Source organism: Stutzerimonas chloritidismutans, from assembly GCF_038562055.1.
Lineage (GTDB): Bacteria > Pseudomonadota > Gammaproteobacteria > Pseudomonadales > Pseudomonadaceae > Stutzerimonas > Stutzerimonas chloritidismutans_A.
The window spans coordinates 1-3208 of sequence record NZ_JBCFXD010000032.1 but is presented as its reverse complement, the minus strand read 5'-3'; the positions used below and the strand labels follow the sequence as shown (position 1 = coordinate 3208).

Annotated in this window: 4 protein-coding genes and 3 tRNA genes; all 7 read left to right on the top strand. The window is 53.1% G+C overall.

Going from position 1 to position 3208, the window contains the following annotated elements; genetic code table 11:
- The first annotated feature begins 138 nt into the window (after positions 1-138).
- On the top strand, positions 139-1104 hold the full coding sequence (gene birA, locus AAGW23_RS21985) for a bifunctional biotin--[acetyl-CoA-carboxylase] ligase/biotin operon repressor BirA (protein WP_342408330.1): 966 nt from the start codon (positions 139-141) through the stop codon (positions 1102-1104).
- Complete coding sequence (locus AAGW23_RS21980; RefSeq protein WP_342408329.1) at positions 1094-1834, top strand: type III pantothenate kinase; 741 nt, start codon at positions 1094-1096, stop codon at positions 1832-1834. The genes birA and AAGW23_RS21980 overlap by 11 nt, the downstream gene beginning before the upstream one ends.
- A gap of 10 nt (positions 1835-1844) precedes the next feature.
- Positions 1845-2510: an SPOR domain-containing protein gene (locus AAGW23_RS21975; protein WP_342408328.1), complete on the top strand. Its 666-nt coding sequence runs from the start codon at positions 1845-1847 to the stop codon at positions 2508-2510.
- A 140-nt stretch (positions 2511-2650) separates the two neighbouring features.
- Positions 2651-2735 (top strand) — tRNA-Tyr (locus AAGW23_RS21970).
- 25 nt (positions 2736-2760) lie between these two features.
- Positions 2761-2834: transfer RNA gene (locus tag AAGW23_RS21965), tRNA-Gly, on the top strand.
- A 24-nt stretch (positions 2835-2858) separates the two neighbouring features.
- A tRNA-Thr gene (locus tag AAGW23_RS21960) sits at positions 2859-2934 on the top strand.
- An 83-nt stretch (positions 2935-3017) separates the two neighbouring features.
- On the top strand, positions 3018-3208 hold a 191-nt coding region (locus tag AAGW23_RS21955; RefSeq protein ID WP_342408327.1), incomplete at its 3' end, for a GTP-binding protein.

Below are 3208 nucleotides of genomic sequence, written 5' to 3'. Positions count from 1 at the left end.
ATGTGAGAGTAGGTCATCGTCAAGCTTCTACACCAAACCCCCGATCTTCGTAAGAGGATCGGGGGTTTGTCTTTGAAGGCAAGAAAAATCGATACATTCGCGCCGTCGATATTAGTGCTACCGCTTGCAGGAGGGGTTATGAATAGCTTGCTACGGTTACTCAGTGACGGTCGCTTTCATTCCGGCGAAGAATTGGGGCTTGCTCTTGGTGTGAGTCGGAGTGCAGTCTGGAAATACCTGCAGCGACTCGAGAGTGATTGCGGCCTTGAGCTATTCAAAGTGCCCGGGAAAGGCTATCGCTTAGCAGAGCCGCTTTCGCTATTAAAGTACGAAGACAGTTTTGCTGTATTGGCTCGCTTTGGCTGGCGGCTCTATCTGCGCGAGACTACTGATTCTACCAATGCTGAGGCGTTAAGGTTGCTACAGTCAGGCGTGCCTGCGCCTTTTGTGGTAATGGCTGAGGGGCAGACCGCAGGGCGCGGCCGTCGGGGGCGCGAATGGGCGAGTCCTCCCGCTCAGAATATCTATTACACCTTGGCGTTGAAAGTCTTAAACGGGCTTCAAGGGCTATCTGGCTTGAGCCTGGTCGTTGGTTTGGCTGTTCTAAGTGCTCTTCGCCGCTCCGGCGTGGAGGGTGTCGGGTTGAAGTGGCCAAATGATGTATATGCGGACGGAAGGAAGATCGCTGGCATTCTAGTAGAGCTGAATGGTGATCCGGCAGACGCATGTCATGTGATTATCGGGATTGGGGTGAATGTGAACATGAGACCGAGTTCCCTAAGCATCGGCCAACCCTGGACGACGGTGCGGGAACAGACGGGGGGGCTGGCAAGTCGCGCTGATCTAGCGCATTTTCTCAGTGAGTCCCTTCATCACTATCTAGACCGGCACTCCCGAGAAGGCTTCTCCTCATTGCGAGAGGAGTGGGAAGCAAGCAATATTTGGTACGGTAGGGACTGTGTCCTAAGTACCGGCGCCCAGCAGATCAAAGGTGTGATGAATGGTATTGACGAACAGGGAGCGCTTCGCCTTTGGATCGAGGGCCGCGGTGAGCAGTGCTTTAGTGGTGGAGAGTTAAGCTTGAGGCTCGATCATGATTCTTGAGCTCGATTGTGGCAACAGCCTCATTAAATGGCGCGTAATAACGACTGCAGATGGGCCGTTAGTGGCCTCGGGTGTCGCGAGCCAGGCGACCAACCTGGTGCAGGAACTGCTGATTCTTGGTGTCAAAAAAATTACTCGCTGCCGCTTGGTCAGTGTCAGGAGCGACGAGGAAACCGGAGCATTGATAGACCTTCTCTCGAATGCATTGGGGGTGGAAGTGTTGAGGGTGTGTCCGGCAAAGGAAATCGCTGGAGTTACTAATGGTTATCGGGACCACAACCGTCTGGGGTTGGACCGGTGGTTAGCAATCATCGCTGCGTATGGCATGTGCCAGGGGCCGTGTCTTATCATCGACTTAGGTACCGCCGTCACCGTAGACTTGGTGGCCAGTGGGGGTATTCACCTAGGTGGATATATTGCGCCAGGCATCGCGCTTTTACGTGGGCAGCTTCTTGCTCACACGCGTCGCATCCAGTATGTGCCTGCGGAGACCTTCGTTACATTGGGTGCCATTGCGCCCGGTAAAAGTACGGGTGAAGGTGTCGAGCGTGGTTGTTTGATCATGTTACGAAGCTATGTAGCCAGTCAGATTAGCCTAGCTGAAGATCAATTAGGTAAAGACTTCACCATCTATGTTACCGGGGGAGATTCAGCACTGGTTGCAGACCTCCCTGGGGTGATATGTGTGCCGGATCTGGTTTTCAGGGGGCTTGCGATAGCGTGCCCCTAAAGAGGTATCCATGCGCTGGCTTTTAATGCTGCTGGTAGTGCTGAATCTCCTGTTCTACCTCTATAACCTCAACCAGCAATCTCCGCTTGTTGAGCCTGAAGTAAAGGCAGCTGGTGCTGCTTCTTCTGGAACGGATATAAAGCTGCTTAGTGAAACTAAGTCATTAGCGCCCCGTGTGTCTTCAAATGCCAATGACGCTGGCTGTCTATTTCTCGGTGGTTTCGATCAGGAGTCGATGGCGCTGGCCATTGAGCAGCGCTTGCTGAGCCTGGACATTGACTCTCGCGTCAAGTCTGTCGATGAAGCTGCGGGCGTCGATTACTGGGTATATTTGCCGCCACTGGTATCCCGGCAAGCCTCTCTCCGTCAGTTGAGAGAGCTCCAGTCTCGCAATATAGACAGCTATATAATCACGGTAGGTGATCTCTCCAATGGGATTTCCTTGGGAATATTCTCCCGCAAAGACTCGGCTGAAAGCGTTGTAAGCCGTCTGCAGGGGATTGATTATGCTGCGTCTATCCGTGAGCTGCCGAGAACCCATCGCAGTTATTGGGTTCAGGTGGCGGGGTCGCGACAGCATCTTCTAAGCGAGCCGTTGCTTCGCGATCTTATACGAGACTTCCCTGAACTTGAGCATCAACAAATGCCCTGCTCAAGCATTGCAAACTTAGATTAGTTCTCATAGAATGGCGCCCGCTCCGCAGCTGAGTCTTGATGGCTGGCCGTGGAGAGGCTGTTTTAAGAGCTAACCTCAGGATTTTATTGAGAAAAAGCTTGACAGCACACGAGGAGCCATAGAGAATGCGCCCTCGTTTCGGAGGGGTTCCCGAGCGGCCAAAGGGATCAGACTGTAAATCTGACGTCATCGACTTCGAAGGTTCGAATCCTTCCCCCTCCACCAGTTTTAAGCGTCGGCTCAGGCTGTCGCGGGTATAGTTTAGTGGTAGAACCTCAGCCTTCCAAGCTGATGATGCGGGTTCGATTCCCGCTACCCGCTCCAAGTTTGTATCGCGCAACATGATGCGCTCATGTAGCTCAGCTGGTAGAGCACACCCTTGGTAAGGGTGAGGTCAGCGGTTCAAATCCGCTCATGAGCTCCAATATCAAAGGCAGATATGTATATATCTGCCTTTGTTTTAATGGTGGCGTGACTAGCTCAATTCAACGATGGGAGACGGTCTCGATGGCTAAAGAAAAATTCGAACGTAACAAACCGCACCTGAACGTCGGTACCATTGGTCACGTCGACCATGGCAAGACCACGCTCACCGCAGCCCTGACCAAGGTCTGTGCTGAGACTTGGGGCGGCTCTGCGCGTGACTTCTCGCAGATCGACAACGCGCCGGAAGAGAAGGCTCGTGGTATCACCATCAA

What these genes read in the sequence shown, in the direction of transcription:
- birA (WP_342408330.1), top strand. Translation starts at nt 139, where the DNA reads ATGAATAGCTTGCTACGGTTACTCAGTGACGGTCGCTTTCATTCCGGC.
- AAGW23_RS21980 (WP_342408329.1), top strand. Translation starts at nt 1,094, where the DNA reads ATGATTCTTGAGCTCGATTGTGGCAACAGCCTCATTAAATGGCGCGTA.
- AAGW23_RS21975 (WP_342408328.1), top strand. Translation starts at nt 1,845, where the DNA reads ATGCGCTGGCTTTTAATGCTGCTGGTAGTGCTGAATCTCCTGTTCTAC.